Genomic DNA, 12958 nt, shown 5'->3' with positions numbered 1-12958 from the left:
ACCTTTTGGGTGATATGGCATGGCGGTTGAAAGGAAGATGACCAGGAAGTTTTTGGAGGAAGCGTTTGCCGGCGAGAGTATGGCCCACATGAAGTACCTGATTTTCGCGGAGCAGGCCGAGAAGGAAGGCTACCCCAACATCGCAAAGCTCTTTAGAGCCATAGCCCACGCCGAGTTTGTCCACGCCAAGAACCACTTCATAGCCCTCGGCAAGCTTGGAAGTACTCCGGAGAACCTTCAGGCCGGTATAGACGGCGAGACCTACGAGGTTGAGGAGATGTATCCCGTCTTCAAGAACGCCGCCGAGTTCCAGGGCGAGAGGGAAGCTGTCAGGACAACCCACTACGCCCTGGAGGCCGAGAAGGTACACGCCGAGCTGTACGCCAAGGCCAGAGAAAAGGCCGAGAGTGGGGAGGATATCGAGATAAAGAAGGTCTACATCTGCCCTGTCTGTGGCTACACCGCGGTCGATGAGATACCCGAAAAGTGCCCGGTCTGCGGTCTGCCCGGGGATAAGTTCGTAGTCTTTGAGTAAGTTTTTCGCTTTTCCATTTCTCAAGTTTGAACCGCAAACCTTATAAGGGCGGACTAATAACATTGAGATGAGGCGATATTAATGGCCAAATGGAAATGCATAGTCTGCGGCTACATCTACGATGAAGAGGAAGGTGACGAGGACGCCGGAATAGCCCCGGGAACCAAGTTTGAAGACCTCCCCGAGGACTGGGTCTGCCCGCTCTGCGGCGCTCCCAAGGACATGTTTGAAAAGATAGAGTGAGGTGGTTGAGATGCTCAGCGGAACCATAAAGAGTGGAGACTGGAAGGGGGAGAAGCACGTCCCCGTTATAGAGTACGAGAAGGACGGCGACCTCGTGAAGGTCGAGGTCTCTGTTGGGAAGGAGATACCGCACCCGAACACGCCTGAGCACCACATTGCATGGATAGAGCTCTACTTCCACCCCGAGGGTGAGAACTTCCCGATTCTCGTCGGCAGGGTTGCCTTCACCAACCACGGCGACCCGCTGACCGAGCCGAGGGCGGTCTTCTTCTTCAGGACCCAGAAGAAGGGCAAGCTCTACGCGCTCAGCTACTGCAACATTCACGGCCTCTGGGAGAACGAGGTCGCGCTCGAGTGATTTCCCCGCCCCAACCCCCTTCTTTTATATCTTACCACTTTTATCCGGAAGGTTTATCTATGTTGGGAGCAATTTTAATGCATCACTGGATGGATGCCTAAAAGATGAGGGAACCTTGGTATGATGTAATAATGAGCGTTAGTGGGGTCTTGATTCTCGCTGGTATTGTCCTTACATGGATGGTACGCCGGAAGATAGAGCGAGTGACCGGCGAGTCGAAAACGTCCTCCCTCCTGTTGCTTATTGGGGGGCTGTTAACCTCGCTGGGCTTTTCACTCGGTGTGCTCAACGGTCGGAACATGAGCCAGGCAATGCTCACACTGATACTAATCGGTCCCGCCATGATAGGTTATGCCCTCTACGATATGGGCTTTAAGGGTGTGAGCCTGAGACTTCTCTTACAGAGCGTTGCCCTGATGCTCAGCCTACTCGGTGCAGGGCATTACTCCACGGTGACTGTTGACATAGCCTACGTGGGGCCGTTTCTGGCGGTTCTGCTTCTGATGAACGCCCAGATAATGGTAACCGAAGGGAACAGAAGATGGCTCCTGGTGGCCGCTTCCTGGATGATCGTGATCTTCTCGTGGACCCGCTACTGGCTGGACGATACCTCCGGGCTGGTCAAAGCGCTTATAGTTGCCCCCTACTTCCTATCGGTCCTTATGTGGGTTGCCGTTCTGGTATCAATGTACATTTCAGTTTCTCCGGACTACCTTCCCATACCCAAAACCGGCCAGGAAGGCTTATAACCGGACACTCGAACCCCTGCTGGTGAGAAGAATGAAGGTTTACATGCCGAACCGCGAGTGGCCGGAACACTACAGGGCCGTTCTGGACGAGCTGGCCAAGATAACCGACCCCGTAACAGGGGGAGACATTCTGGACTCGGGCGTCGTTGCCGGCCTTGAGGTGGCGGGGGATACGCTGAAGGTCTGGCTCAACTTCGAGAGCCACGCCGAGTACAACCTGACGGGGGCGAGCGCGATAGCGTACTCCAAGATTATCGGCGATATCATCGAGCGCTTTGCCTTGGTGAAGTTCCAGAACGTCTACGTCTACGACCTCAAAAACAACCCCGTCGGGGTTTTTGAGAACAAGAAGGGCTACACAATCGAGGACATAAGTCAGGAGAAGGTCTGAGCCGTGGGGCTCTTTGACTTTCTCAAACCCCAAAAAACACCAAAACGAGGTCCGAGGAACCTTCCACCGGAAGTTTCCGAAGTTGTTAAAATCCTGGAAAAGGTAAAGGACCCCGAAACGGGGCTGAACATCGTGGAAGAGGGTCTTCTCTACGGTTTAACGGTGAAAGAAAACACCGTTGAGGTTTTTCTTTTAATGGCCCGTGCAACACCGGAGTGCCATGCATGCCAGATGCTGGCCATCAACGTTCAAAGCAAGATTTTGGACGGCATAGTTTCCGTTCTAAGGCGGGAAGGGTTTAATAAGATAAAGGTCTACAATGAACTTGGACTGTTGCTTGCGGAGGGATGATGTATGGTTCCAGAGCTTGAAGAGGGGCTCCCTCTTGAAAGAGTTAAGGAGTTCTCCCTTGAGGAGCTCCTTGGCATGGCCATCAAAGCCGAGATAGGTGCCAGAAGGTTCTACGAGAGCCTCGCGGAGAGGGTAGAAATTGAGGCCCTGAAAGAGAAGATAGAGTGGTTAGCAGGGGAGGAAGCCAAACACGAGACACTGCTCAGGAAGATGTACGGGGCCATGTTCCCGGGAAAGGAGATTGTTTACCCCCGGGAGCACATAGGGCCCGAGCTGAAGCCGGTGGCGAGAGAGCTGAGCGGTGTTCAGGACATCATAGACCTGATACGATGGGCGATGAAGGCGGAGGAGATAGCGGCACGTTTCTACGAGAAACTTGAAGAAATGGTCGATTCGGAGGACAGGAAGAGGCTTATGCGCTATCTCAGCGACATGGAGAAGGGCCACTACTACACTCTCAGAGCGGAGTACGAGCTTCTCCTTGACTGGGAGATGTACAGCCAGATGATGCACGTCGGGCCATGAGTGAAAGAACAAAGAAGGGACAAGTCGTCCCTATTTCATTCTTTGTACTTCGCTATGAGCTCTGCCAGAATTCTGTGGTGCTCTTTTTCATTTTCGACCAGCGCCTCAGCAAGTCCCTTAAACAAGGGGTGTGTCATCTTCTCAGCCATCTTCTGATAGGTTTCTATCATGTCCTCCTCAATCTCAAGGTGCATCTCGGCGAAGCGCCTGACCAGGGCCCTCTGCTCGGGTACGAGCTCGACCTCCCTGACCTCGGATATCGGCCCTTCCCCGGCGAGCTTCTCCAGTTCCTTCTGGGCATCGAGGATGGCCTTCATCAGGTGTTTGTGGATTATCGTATCAACGGCTATCCTGCCAATGACCTCCTCAACCGTGGTGTACCTTAGACCCTGTCCCCTGATGAGGCCAAGACCATCAGTGTAGCTTGCAGCGGCCTTCTTTTCTGTCTCGTAGGCCTTCTTAACAAGGGGTTCAACCATGCACATCACCAGAACTATATGAACATCGAACCTTAATAACGCTTTTCATTGAGCGTAACAGTGTATCAAACTACTGCTTAGTGCACGAGAATCGAAGGAAAGGGATGGAAAAGAGGAAGGAAACGGTCATAGTTCGACCTTTATTCCCGTCTCCTCCTCAACCTCGTCAAAACCTTCCTTCATGTACCTGCCGAGCTCTTCATCAACTTCAAGGAGCGCCGCCAGAAACTCCCCAACGTGCTCCCTCTCCTCGTTGGCGACGTCGTGGAATATGTGCTTTATCCTCTCGTCCTCTATGTGCTCCGCCAGTTGCTCGTAGAAGCTTATGGCATCGAGCTCGGCCTCAATTGCCCAGCGGAGGGCCTGGGCGATTTCCCTCTTCGAGAGGGGCCTATCCTTGGGCAGTTCAAATGGGTATTTTGCAAGCATAGGGCACCACCACATTCACTCTCAAATAGCTGGAATAAAAGAAAACACCTCTCGCAGGGCTTCAGTCCACCTCCAGGCTGAAGTCCTGGTAGTTCATCCATATGCCGGTCTTCATGACCGAGTCATACTGGGCCTTCAGGAGCTCGTAGTGAGATTTCTCAACCCTGGCGAGCTCCTCGAAGACCCTCCTGACGGGCTCGTGCTCCGACTCTTTAGCCGCTTTCTCGTAGAACTCCCAGGTTCTCTTCTCCTGCTCCATTCCTATCCTGACGGCATCGACCTCGCTCAGGTTTTCGTTTTCGACCTCAACGAGAAGCTCCTTAAGGAGCTCGCGGTTCACCGCGGGGAGCTCGCACTTTTCTATGAGAACCTCGAGGAACTTCTCCTCAAAGAGATCCCAGTGGCCGGCCTCCTCCATAGCAAGGAAGAGGAACATTCTCTTTGCCTTTTCATCGCCCGCCTTCCTGGCTAACCGCAGGTAGAATTTCAGCTCGGCCTTCTCGACCTCAAGGGCGAGGGCCAAAGCTTCGAGTTCGTTCACAGTATCACCGGAAAAATTTATGACATCAACCCTAATAACCTTTGGGGGTCAAAGATGAGGATTGAGAGGGTAGAGAATCCGCTCGAGCTGAAGGGGGAGCTGGTTCGCTTTGTCCACAGGGTTTATCGGGGAACGAACGGTGCCTACCCGGCGCTTGAATGGGTGGAGGAGAAGCCGGCTCCAGATGACTTCGAGGGATTTAGGGAAGTTTACGAGCCCTTCCTCGAGTTCAGGCTGGGGAAAGAGTTTGATGAACTCTACGTGCTGAGGGACGATGATGGAGCAATCGCCGGAACCGTGGCGCTGGTCTACAACCTCGAAGGCAAGGCCCTCTGGTGGGTGCCGGAGGAGATAAAGGGGGAGAAAACCGGGCTCATCGAGTTCTTCATGGTCGATCCAGAGTACAGGGGCCGGGGCTACGGCTCAAAGCTCCTGGAGTTCGCTATAGAGAGACTTAGGGAGCTCGGCAGGGAAGCGTACGTCATAACATTTCCCGAGCTTGAGGCTTATTCATATTATATAAAAAAGGGCTTCGTCAAGGTGATGGACTACCGTGAGTTCGTGGTGTTGAGAAAAACATAGCTGGGGGACTAGCTCCCTTCCGGAGGCCGGAACATGGCCCCAATTTCCCCACGAATCTCCTGGAACCGTCCCTTCAGGTAAACCTTTCCGCCGCTGATGACCACCCCGTAGTCGGCAAGCGCCTCAAATGGCTCCCATACGTGGCTTATGATGACGAAACTCCTGCCCCGTTCTTTCCATCTTTTGATTATGCCGACGATCTCAGGGACGCTCTCAAAGTCAAGGTTGGCCAGCGGCTCGTCGAGGAACACAACCTCGGGTTCCCCCACGAAGGCCTGCGCGAGGGAAAGGCGCTTCAGCATTCCGGAGGAGTAGCCGTCTATCCTCCTGTCGAGGGCTTCCTCAATGCCGAAGAGCCTGGCGGCCTTTTCGACATCACCCGGATTCGCGCCCCGCACTCGAGCAATGAACTCCAGCCACTCCCTCCCCGTGGTGAGCTTGGGAAACCTGCCGGGATCGAAGGCCACGCCGATGCCCCTCCTGGCCTCGGGGTGCCGCCAGGGGTCCTTTCCGAGGAGCCTCACGGTTCCCTTCGTTGGCCTGTATAGGCCGAGCGAGACCTTCATGAAGGTGCTCTTCCCGCCGCCGTTGGGGCCGAGTATCAGGGTCAGACCTTCCGGTATTTCCACCGTAATCCCCTGGAGGGCCTTTATCGGTCCGAAGTACTTGTGGAGGTTCTGGGCCTCGATTATCGCCTTCATTTCCTGACACCCCCGATGAGCGTCAGCGCCAGAAGCCCGCCGAAGGCCGCCGAAGCCCACAGATGGGCCGACTTCTGCTCCCCGGGGAACCCGACATCGACGGGGGTTATCGTTATGGTGATGCCCTGAGTGGAGTTTCCGCTGAACTCGTAGAAGCCGGGGTGGGGGAAGACCAGCGCGAAGGCCCTGTTGCCCTCCATCTCCCCGGTGAATATTACCTCCCCGGTCTGGACGTCCTTCACCCGGAACTCCCCCGTCCCCACGGCGTAGAGCTTCACCGAGGCCATTGAGGATACGTACACCGCACTCCTTTCCCGCCCCGACACGAAGGCTGTCTTGTAGTGAACGTCGCTCGGTTTGAGGTTCGACTGCAGGGCCAGGGAGATCAGCGAGACGAGCATGAGGGTAAGGAGGAGCGCCCGGAAGAGCCTCATCTCACGTCCCTCCAGTTGCCTATCAGCAGGTAGAGAACCAGGAACACCAGCGCCGGAAGAAGGGTCAGTTTAAGAAAACCCCAGGAGAACACTGGGTCGCTCCGGATCGAGATTGCGGCCGGCCTGTAGTTTACGAGGACGTTCCGCCAAGGCACCGGCCCGTACCACGTCGTCCCCAGGAAGAGGGGGAGGTAGAGGGCCACGAAACCCCCAAAGATCGAGACGTAGGCGTTCGGCGAGAGCACGGCCACGAGGGCCGCGAGGGAGACCATGAAGAGCAGCACCATGAGATAGAACCACGCCACCGGGACCGCGTGGGTCACAAGGACACCGGCAACTGCATCGGGCGTGGCCGAGAAGTGGAGGGCAAAGACGAGGAGGTGAACGGCAAACACGAAGAGGAAGAGCGCAAGGAGCGCCGCTAGGAACTTGGCCAGCAGTACCTCAACCCTGGAAAGGGGGAGGGAGTAGACCGAAAGGGCAACGCCCTCGTCCCTCTCCAGCCTCACGGCCAGCGTTATGATGAAGGGAACCAGTATCGCCAGGAGCAGGTAAACGTCGCCGGTGAAGGCCTCCCTAAAGATTGAACCCAGTATCTCAACCCCGTACGGCCCTCCCCTGGAACCGGCGCTCCAGGTGAGGTAGTACCTCTTCATCACCGTCCCGATGAGAACCGCCCCGGCGGAGACGAGGGCAAGGTTTAGGGGGGAGCGGAGCTCCCAGCGGAGGATTTCCTTCACCGCCTCCACCTCCACAGGAGGAGCGCGCCGAGAACCACCGCAACACCAACGACGGCAAAGAGGGCGGTTCTGGACGGGCCTTCCTCCGGAAGCTCCTCGGCCCGGGTGAAGTCTATGTTCGTCCCCGCCAGGACGAGGCCGAAGGGCGGCATCTTGTTGCTCTCCTTGATTTCCCTCTCGTGCTCCCTGGCAAACTCTGTGTCCTGGATCACGGCGTTGCTTATGCCAAGGGCCTCCCACAGTGGGCTGAAGGGCGTAAAGAAGGCTATCGCCAGGCCGCTTGAACCATCGTAGAGGATAACGTCCTTCCCCGAGATCCCTGGAAGGCTCATCATGTTCGTATGGGCCATGTAAACCGGGGCGTTGAAGTCGCCGTAGTAGGTCATCGCCGTCGAGTTTATCATTCTGACCGTTTCAATTTTCAGTCCGGGAAGTATCTCAAGCCCGGTCACGTTGGCAGGGTTCTCGACCCAGAGGAAGTTCCCACCGGCCAGCGTGTCGTTCACGTAGATCTCTCCCGTTGTCAGGTCGATCTCAACGACCCCGGCCCTGCTGAAGTTCTCGGGCGTGTAGGATCTGTTGAACAGCCTCCCCTTCCCGTCTTCGACCACCAAACCAACCACGCGCCGTGCCGTCCGCTCGTAATAGCTGTTCTCACACACCGTCACGTTGCCCCCCGTGACTGGCACCTCCAGGCAGTCTCCACCGGTGAAGTTGTAGCGCCCCTGGTACTCCCGGAGAAGGGCCATCGCCTCACCCTCACCCAGGGTGGAATACTCCTCCCGGGTGCAGTTGAATCCGAGGAGCAGGAGGGACACCCTGGCTTTATCGTCGGAGACCTTGAGGGCGCGCCACGTGAACTCGACGTGGGGACAGTAGTAGGTGACGTTCCCGGCTGAAGTGCTCATGCCGATTGACAGCTGGCCCCTGGCGACGTACCTGGCGTAGACCCCCTCTCCAAACCAGTAGGGTGTTGCCGAAGTAGGGGGCACCAGCAGGAGAAGGAGGGCCAGAACCGGCACCAACCGTTTCATGGTATCTCCCCCAGGGCATGAAAACCGTTCTGGATACATCGCCCCCCCCAACGGGGTTCTGCACTCAATGTTACATTGATGTTGCTTATTAATCTTTCGGTGTTCTGAAGTTTCTCGCAAACAACCCTGTAGAACAATGCAAGACATCTAAGAGCACGAAGGGCTCCAAAATGGAGAAGAGTAATAGAAAGGTCAGAAGTTGAAGTTTATATCCTTCATCAGCTGGTCGTAGAACTCCTCGCGGTAGATGTCCGGGTAGCGGGTTATGTACTCGTACTGCTTCCTCAGAATGTTGTAGTGGTTGCGTTCCATGTCCGCGAGCATCTCAAGGACGAGGCGCGTGTTCTCGGTGGCGGCGTAGCCGGCCAACTCGTGGTAGAGCTTCTCGCTGACCAGTTCCGCCTTCATGGCTATCTCGTAAATCTCGTCGATGTTTAGGTCTGGCTTCTTTATGACCTCGCCCATATTCTCGGCGATGGCTTTGAACTCACCCATCACATCTATCTCAATCTTCTTCGGCTCGGTCCTGCCGCCGATGAACTTCTCGGCCATCTTCTCTATTATCTCGCGGTGCCTGTCCTCCTCCCTCGCCAGAAACAGCAGTTCGTCCCGAATAATGTCGCTCTTGACGACAGAAGCGAGCTTCTCGTAGGCCTCCTTGGCCCTTATCTCGGCGTTCATTGCAATCTCAAAAACTTCCCTGTCGGTTATCTCCATCAAGAATCACCACTACATTATAATCCAAAGAGACTATTAATCTTCTGGTTACACAAGCCGAATGTTTCAATGGGCAAAAATGGACACCATCTTCTGTCGTCGGCATAACGACAAATATTTCATGAGAAGTTGATTGAATGACAGCAAATCTAGGGATAGTATTTTAAACCCCTTCAACCTACGGGGGGCACCAATGGGGGGAAAGAAGATGTCCCGGAAAAAGGCGACGGTTGGAACGTATTTCAAGGAGCCAAATATGAGGTGCCTCAGCGTACCGGCCCTTCCGGTGAGCTACCGCCATCATTGACTCTTCTGGAACTTCGTTAGGCCCAGATAGTTCTGAAACTGCTGATTTTGTGAACAAAACTCGGGAGGGGTTAGTGTGAGAAAGGGCTTGCTGGCCGAGTCAGAGAAACTGTCGGAGATTAGCAGGTATCTGAGACGAACCTTTGAGCTGTGGGGCTACCGCGAGGTTTTCCTCCCGGCTATTGAGGAGTACAGCGAGAACCTGAGGAAGGGGACAAAGTTCGCCTACAACAACGGGTTCTACGTCATAAAACCCGACATAACCTCGCAGATACTGGAGAACATCAAGGAGCCGCCCGAGAAGCTCAAGCTCTATTACATCAGCGAGGTTCTTGACGGAGGGATTAGGGGACAGTGGCAGGCTGGAGTGGAGTACATCGGCGGGGACGTCACGAAAATGGCTGCGGAGGTGCTCCTCACGGTCATAACCTCCCTCGAAGCCCTGGGGATAGAGGAGTTCTACATAGACATCGGAAGTCTGAAGGTCTGGGAAAAGGCCACCGAAGACGTGAAGGAGTTCCGGAAGGAAATCTACAGGGCGCTCGTGAGGAGGAACTTTGAGATAATAGAGCGCCTCCCGATAAGCGTGGAAAAGAAGGAAGAGCTCTGGAGGCTCTTCAACTTCTGGGGGAAGGAGAGCGGCTATAGAAAACTCGACAGAATAGTCGAGGCGGTTGATGACGAAAGGCTGTTCATAGACTTCGGCACAGTCAGGCCTCTCCCCTACTACCGGGACGTACTCTTCGAGGTATACTCTCCGGAACTCGGGAAACCCCTCGGAGGAGGCGGGGAGTACACCTTCAAGGGGAAGCCCGCCTTCGGCTTTGCCTTTGATATGGGGGCGCTTTCGAAGCTCTTCAGAAAGAGGGGGGACAGGAACCGGAAAAAGCTGAGAGGGGAACTCAGGGAAGTCTTTACCGAGGCAAAAAGGCTCGTGAGAATGGGCATTCCGGTGGAGGTGGAGTGAATGAAGCGCTCCAACGGCTCCCCAATAAGGTTCGTCTTCCCCAAGGGGCGGCTTCTTTCCGGCTCTCTCGAAATCCTCCAGAGGGCTGGAATCGAGCTGAGACCCCCGGCAGAGAGGAGGCTCATCGAAAGAATCGGCAGCTATGAGGTTCTCCTTGCAAGGGCCTTTGACGTTCCCGTTTACGTGGAGTACGGAATCGACGTCGGCATCTCCGGGAGCGATGTGGTGGAGGAGCGCGGAAGCGACGTCCTCATACCCCTTGAACTGCCCTTCGGAAAGTGCAGGTTGAGCCTGGCCATGCCGGCTGAGAGCACCGTCAAGCCCGAGGATATGGACGGCTACCGGATAGCCACCAAGTATCCAGGGATAACGAGGCGGTTCTTTGAGGGGCTCGACGTCGAGGTGGAAATCCTGAAGCTCCACGGGAGCATCGAGCTAGCCCCGAAGATAGGGATAGCCGACGCCATCGTGGACATAGTCGAGACCGGAAACACGCTGAGGGCAAACGGTCTGGTCGAGGTGGAGAAGATAATGGACGTCTCCGCCCTGCTACTCGTCAACAGGATAGCCCAGAAAACGAAGTTCGAGGAGATAAACGAACTCGTGTGGAAGGTTAAGGAGGTGATTGGAGATGGATTTTGAGCTTGAGAGATACGTCGCCGGAATACTGCGGGATATTCGGGAGAGAGGTAATGATGCCGTAAAGGAGTACTCCCTCAGGTTCGACGGCTACGCCGGCCCGTTCCGTGTGACCGAGGAGGAGTTCGAGGAGGCCGCGCGAAGCATTCCCAGGAGGGACAGGGAGATAATCCTCCGCACCGTTGAACGCCTGTGGGAGTACCACGAGAGGCAGATGGAAAGGGAACGGCTCTTCATCAAAAACGGCTCCCTCTACGGGATAATCTACCGCCCGATAGGGAGGATAGGAATCTACGTACCCGGCGGAAAACCGCTACCCTCAACGCTGATGATGGTGGCAGTTCCAGCAAAAATCGCGGGCGTTAAGGAGATAGCGGTCACAATCCCGCCAAAGGACGGAAAGGTGAACCCCTACGTCCTCTACGTTGCAAAACTGCTCGGCATCACCGAGGTCTACAAGCTCGGTGGAATCCAGGCGATAGGCGTGATGGCCTATGGAATTGGCATGAAGAAGGTGGACAAAATATTCGGCCCCGGAAACAGGTTCGTCAACGAGGCCAAGAGGCAGGTTTTCGGGGTCGTTGGCATAGACAGCCTCGCCGGGCCGTCGGAGATAGCGGTGATAGCGGACGAAACAGCAGAGAAAGAGTACGTCTTAGCGGATTTGCTCAGCCAGCTGGAGCACGGGAAGGACAGCAGGGCCTGGCTCCTCACGACCTCAGGGGAACTCGCGGAGTTCTGCTCCCGGGAGGGGGTAGAGGTCGTCCTCTGCGAGAACCTTGAGGAGTGCGTTAGGAGGGCCAACGAGATAGCGCCGGAGCACCTAGAGATAATCACGGAGAGACCGATGGAGCTCGTTGACCTCATTGAGAACGCCGGGGCGATTTACCTGGGCCCCTACACGCCGGTTCCAGCCGCTGATTACTTCCTCGGCGTCAACCACGTCCTGCCAACCGGGGGAGCGGCGAAGTTCAGCGGCGTCTTAACTGTGAGGGACTTCCTCAAGCCGATAAGCCTCGCAAGCGTTAGCAGGGAGGAGTTCCTCGCGGAGAGGGAGCTGGGTCTTCGCTTGGCCGAGATAGAGGGCATGAACTACCACAGGAGGAGCATGGAGGTGAGGAGATGAGGCGCAAAACCAAAGAGACCGACGTAACGGTCGAGCTTGATTCGAAAGGGGGCATCGAGACGGGCGACAGGGTGCTCGACCACCTCCTCACCGCCCTCTTCTTCTACATGGGGCGAGAGGCGAAAGTAGAGGCCACCTACGACCTCAGGCACCACCTGTGGGAGGACGTCGGGATAACCCTCGGAGAGGAGCTTCGCTCAAAGCTCCCGGGGAAGTTCGCCCGCTTCGGGAGCGCGGTGATGCCGATGGACGACGCGCTCGTGGTGGTGGCGGTGGACATCTCGGGGAGGCCATACGTGAACCTTGAACTGTCCTTCGAGGAGGAAGAGGAGGGGTTTGAGAAAGCCCTTGTGAGGGAGTTCCTGTGGGGGCTGGCGCGGTCGCTGAAGGCAACGGTCCACGTGAAAACGCTGAGCGGGGTCAATGCCCACCACGTCATCGAGGCGGCATTCAAGGGACTCGGCGTCGCCCTCGGGAAGGCAGTCCGGGAGAGCGGGAAGCTTGAGAGCACGAAGGGCCTGCTGGAGGTGCGAGGGTGATAGCGATAGTTGACCTCGGCATAGGGAACCTCGCCAACGTGAGGAAGGCCCTCGGCGGGAAGATAACCGGCGACCCCTACGAGATAGAGAGGGCTGAGAAGATAGTCCTGCCCGGCGTTGGAAACTTCGGGGCCGTGATGGACAGGCTTGAACCCCTCAGGGGCCTCATACTCGACGCCATAAACGACGGGAAGCCCTTCCTGGGGATATGCCTCGGCCTTCAGTTGCTCTTCGAGGGGAGCGAGGAAAGCCCGGGGAAGCCCGGTCTGGGGGTCTTCAGAGGGAACGTGGTGAGGTTTCGGGGCGTCAGAACACCTCACATCGGCTGGAACCAGCTCTGGAAGAAAGGGGACTGCCCCCTCTTTGAGGGAATTGAAGATGGAGCGTACTTCTACTTCGTCCACTCCTACCACGCGGTCCCGGAGGAGGACATCGTTGCGGGCGTCACCGACTACGGGCCGGTGCTCTTTGCCTCGGCCCTCTGCAGAGAGAACATCTACGCCGTCCAGTTCCACCCGGAGAAGAGCGGGAGAAACGGGCTTACCGTGATGAGGAACTTCGGGGGGCTTTAG

Annotated in this window: 21 protein-coding genes; 13 read left to right on the top strand and 8 right to left on the bottom strand. The window is 56.2% G+C overall.

The window, feature by feature from the left end; all coding sequences use genetic code 11:
- Positions 1-19 precede the first annotated feature (19 nt).
- From E3E27_RS01500 to E3E27_RS01470, 7 genes are all read left to right on the top strand, one after another.
- On the top strand, positions 20-535 hold the full coding sequence (locus E3E27_RS01500; protein ID WP_167773205.1) for a rubrerythrin family protein: 516 nt from the start codon (positions 20-22) through the stop codon (positions 533-535).
- 81 nt (positions 536-616) lie between these two features.
- Positions 617-778 carry a rubredoxin gene (gene rd, locus E3E27_RS01495; RefSeq protein ID WP_167773204.1) on the top strand — a complete coding sequence of 54 codons (162 nt, stop codon included), beginning with the start codon at positions 617-619 and terminating at the stop codon, positions 776-778.
- Between the two features lie 10 nt (positions 779-788).
- Positions 789-1136: a class II SORL domain-containing protein gene (locus E3E27_RS01490; RefSeq protein ID WP_014789667.1), complete on the top strand. Its 348-nt coding sequence runs from the start codon at positions 789-791 to the stop codon at positions 1134-1136.
- 299 nt (positions 1137-1435) lie between these two features.
- Complete coding sequence (locus E3E27_RS01485) at positions 1436-1885, top strand: hypothetical protein (RefSeq protein WP_167773203.1); 450 nt, start codon at positions 1436-1438, stop codon at positions 1883-1885.
- 31 nt (positions 1886-1916) lie between these two features.
- Positions 1917-2276, top strand: coding sequence for an iron-sulfur cluster assembly protein (locus E3E27_RS01480; RefSeq protein ID WP_167773678.1), 360 nt, complete (start codon positions 1917-1919; stop codon positions 2274-2276).
- Between the two features lie 3 nt (positions 2277-2279).
- Positions 2280-2627, top strand: a complete 348-nt coding sequence (locus E3E27_RS01475; RefSeq protein WP_167773202.1) for an iron-sulfur cluster assembly protein — start codon at positions 2280-2282, stop codon at positions 2625-2627.
- Positions 2628-2630: 3 nt separating this feature from the next.
- Positions 2631-3152, top strand: a complete 522-nt coding sequence (locus E3E27_RS01470) for a ferritin family protein (protein ID WP_167773201.1) — start codon at positions 2631-2633, stop codon at positions 3150-3152.
- 35 nt (positions 3153-3187) lie between these two features.
- Here the strand turns inward: E3E27_RS01470 and E3E27_RS01465 are convergent, their stop codons facing one another.
- The 3 genes from E3E27_RS01465 to E3E27_RS01455 form a co-directional block, all read right to left on the bottom strand.
- Positions 3188-3637 carry a ferritin family protein gene (locus E3E27_RS01465; protein WP_240910657.1) on the bottom strand — a complete coding sequence of 150 codons (450 nt, stop codon included), beginning with the start codon at positions 3635-3637 and terminating at the stop codon, positions 3188-3190.
- A 120-nt stretch (positions 3638-3757) separates the two neighbouring features.
- Positions 3758-4060, bottom strand: coding sequence for a ferritin family protein (locus E3E27_RS01460; RefSeq protein ID WP_167773200.1), 303 nt, complete (start codon positions 4058-4060; stop codon positions 3758-3760).
- Between the two features lie 61 nt (positions 4061-4121).
- Positions 4122-4601 carry a ferritin family protein gene (locus E3E27_RS01455; RefSeq protein WP_167773199.1) on the bottom strand — a complete coding sequence of 160 codons (480 nt, stop codon included), beginning with the start codon at positions 4599-4601 and terminating at the stop codon, positions 4122-4124.
- A gap of 54 nt (positions 4602-4655) precedes the next feature.
- On the opposite strand from E3E27_RS01455, the gene E3E27_RS01450 reads away from it, so the two are divergent.
- Positions 4656-5183: a GNAT family N-acetyltransferase gene (locus E3E27_RS01450; protein ID WP_167773198.1), complete on the top strand. Its 528-nt coding sequence runs from the start codon at positions 4656-4658 to the stop codon at positions 5181-5183.
- 8 nt (positions 5184-5191) lie between these two features.
- On the opposite strand, the gene E3E27_RS01445 is transcribed toward E3E27_RS01450, so the two are convergent.
- From E3E27_RS01445 to E3E27_RS01425, 5 genes are all read right to left on the bottom strand, one after another.
- Positions 5192-5884 (bottom strand): ABC transporter ATP-binding protein, encoded by a 693-nt coding sequence (locus tag E3E27_RS01445; protein WP_206204762.1) that lies wholly within the window; start codon positions 5882-5884, stop codon positions 5192-5194.
- Positions 5881-6318 (bottom strand): hypothetical protein, encoded by a 438-nt coding sequence (locus tag E3E27_RS01440; RefSeq protein WP_167773197.1) that lies wholly within the window; start codon positions 6316-6318, stop codon positions 5881-5883. The genes E3E27_RS01445 and E3E27_RS01440 overlap by 4 nt, the downstream gene beginning before the upstream one ends.
- Positions 6315-7058 carry an ABC transporter permease gene (locus E3E27_RS01435; RefSeq protein WP_167773196.1) on the bottom strand — a complete coding sequence of 248 codons (744 nt, stop codon included), beginning with the start codon at positions 7056-7058 and terminating at the stop codon, positions 6315-6317. The genes E3E27_RS01440 and E3E27_RS01435 overlap by 4 nt, the downstream gene beginning before the upstream one ends.
- Positions 7055-8092, bottom strand: coding sequence for a hypothetical protein (locus tag E3E27_RS01430; protein WP_167773195.1), 1038 nt, complete (start codon positions 8090-8092; stop codon positions 7055-7057). The genes E3E27_RS01435 and E3E27_RS01430 overlap by 4 nt, the downstream gene beginning before the upstream one ends.
- 192 nt (positions 8093-8284) lie before the next feature.
- Positions 8285-8809 (bottom strand): ferritin family protein, encoded by a 525-nt coding sequence (locus E3E27_RS01425; RefSeq protein ID WP_167773194.1) that lies wholly within the window; start codon positions 8807-8809, stop codon positions 8285-8287.
- 382 nt (positions 8810-9191) lie between these two features.
- Here E3E27_RS01425 and E3E27_RS01420 point away from each other — a divergent pair, with 382 nt between their 5' ends.
- Genes E3E27_RS01420 through hisH form a run of 5 tightly spaced genes read left to right on the top strand, consistent with a single transcriptional unit; the run spans position 9192 to position 12958 of the window.
- Positions 9192-10082 (top strand): ATP phosphoribosyltransferase regulatory subunit, encoded by an 891-nt coding sequence (locus tag E3E27_RS01420; protein ID WP_167773193.1) that lies wholly within the window; start codon positions 9192-9194, stop codon positions 10080-10082.
- A gap of 24 nt (positions 10083-10106) precedes the next feature.
- A complete protein-coding gene (hisG, locus tag E3E27_RS01415) occupies positions 10107-10724 on the top strand; it encodes an ATP phosphoribosyltransferase (RefSeq protein WP_167773675.1) in 618 nt (205 codons plus the stop codon).
- Positions 10714-11847 (top strand): histidinol dehydrogenase, encoded by a 1134-nt coding sequence (gene hisD / locus E3E27_RS01410; RefSeq protein WP_167773192.1) that lies wholly within the window; start codon positions 10714-10716, stop codon positions 11845-11847. Before hisG ends, hisD begins: the two co-directional genes overlap by 11 nt.
- On the top strand, positions 11844-12386 hold the full coding sequence (hisB, locus tag E3E27_RS01405) for an imidazoleglycerol-phosphate dehydratase HisB (RefSeq protein WP_167773191.1): 543 nt from the start codon (positions 11844-11846) through the stop codon (positions 12384-12386). Before hisD ends, hisB begins: the two co-directional genes overlap by 4 nt.
- Positions 12383-12958 carry an imidazole glycerol phosphate synthase subunit HisH gene (gene hisH, locus E3E27_RS01400; protein ID WP_167773190.1) on the top strand — a complete coding sequence of 192 codons (576 nt, stop codon included), beginning with the start codon at positions 12383-12385 and terminating at the stop codon, positions 12956-12958. The genes hisB and hisH overlap by 4 nt, the downstream gene beginning before the upstream one ends.

Source organism: Thermococcus sp. MV11, from assembly GCF_012027285.1.
Lineage (GTDB): Archaea > Methanobacteriota_B > Thermococci > Thermococcales > Thermococcaceae > Thermococcus > Thermococcus cleftensis.
This window is presented reverse-complemented; position numbering and strand designations above follow the sequence as displayed.